The 1,458-nt window shown below is 61.2% G+C and carries 1 protein-coding gene; it reads left to right on the top strand.

Going from position 1 to position 1,458, the window contains the following annotated elements; translation table 11 throughout:
* Positions 1-470: 470 nt before the first annotated feature.
* Positions 471-1,280 (top strand): gamma-glutamyl-gamma-aminobutyrate hydrolase family protein, encoded by an 810-nt coding sequence (locus ACK1U9_RS21125; protein ID WP_046615437.1) that lies wholly within the window; start codon positions 471-473, stop codon positions 1,278-1,280.
* Positions 1,281-1,458: the final 178 nt, after the last annotated feature.

Genomic DNA, 1,458 nt, shown 5'->3' with positions numbered 1-1,458 from the left:
TTCGCCCGTGTTCGCGGGCAAGCCCGCTCCCACAGGGATCACGCCAGCTTTTAGAAATTGAGCAAGACAGTTGCTCCCACAGGGTATCTGCAGCCTTCAAGCCCAGTGCAGTATCTGTGGGAGCTGGCTTGCCGGCGATTGGGGCCAGTAGCACAAACACAAACCCACCTTCATTGCACAGCTGCAAAGACCCAACTGCATCGTTAAATATTATTGACCTTAACCCCCGCCAAACCCACGCCGCCACAGGCCCGCATCGGTTTCAGCCCCCAAAAACCGGCGCATTCCCGGCCATCAAGCCCTGCTCCGTCGTTTGACATATCGAACGGCTCTGGCAAGCTATCTACAGGCCCCGACCGGAATCGTCGCCTCCGACGAGCCGGCAGTGCTCGGGGCTACAGGTTGCACCCATGGCCCCGCGCCGTGCACCTGCACAACAACGACAGGCCGAACCTGTCCCAAGGTGACATATGTCCAACAGCAACATTGGCAACAAGCAACCCTCCCTGCGCAAACCCGTCGTCCTGATGACCATGGGCAGCCAAGAGCGCAAAGGCCATGACTACCAGGTCATGACCCACAAATACATCACCCCGCTGGTCGAGTTTTCCGATTGCGTCCCGGTGCTGGTGCCCACCTGCTGCGGCATCGAAGACCTCGAGACCTATCTGGACATGGCCGACGGCGTGTACCTGACCGGCGCCGGCAGCAACATCGACCCGGCCCTGTACGGCCAGGAGAACGAGACCCCCGGCAAAGGCCAGGACAAGAACCGCGACCTGTTCGACATCCCGCTGGTCAAGGCCGCGATCAAGCGTGGCCTGCCGATCTTCGGCATCTGCCGTGGCATGCAGGAAATCAACGTGGCACTGGGTGGCGACATCTACCAGAAGGTGTACGCCGAGCCTGGCTTCAACGACCACCGGGAAAACCCGGAAGACCCGGTCGAGGTGCAATACGCCCAGGTGCATGGTGTGAAGATCAAGCCGGACAGCTGGCTGCGTGACGCCCTGGGTACCGACGAGATTCGTGTCAACTCGCTGCATGGCCAAGGCCTGCACAAGCTCGGCGCCGGCATCGAGGCCATCGCACACGCCGAAGACGGCCTGGTAGAGGCGATCCATGCCCCGAGCATCTCGCCGTTCCTGTTCGCCGTGCAGTGGCACCCGGAGTGGCAAGCGGCGAAGAACCCGGATTCGATCAAGATTTTCCAGGCTTTCGGTGACGCTTGCCGGGCCCAGGTGCGCAAGGCGCAGATCAAGCGCCAGCACGCTGCCTGAAACCAGTTTCCTCTGCTTTGATCGCGGGGCGGCGCAAGGCCGCCCCCGTTTTCCCCGGTCACCCTCTGCTGGTCCCAGAACACTTCCCGTGGAAACGGGCGGCGGGCTTGTGCCTGTCTCCGCGATCTTTTTTTCCTACCTCACCAAGAGATATGATGACTGATCGCGATTGGTCTGC

Source organism: Pseudomonas sp. XP1 (genome assembly GCF_053557675.1).
This window is presented reverse-complemented; position numbering and strand designations above follow the sequence as displayed.

Bases quoted from the DNA above. Each gene is read 5' to 3' on its own strand.
- ACK1U9_RS21125 (WP_046615437.1), top strand. From the start codon at position 471: ATGTCCAACAGCAACATTGGCAACAAGCAACCCTCCCTGCGCAAACCC.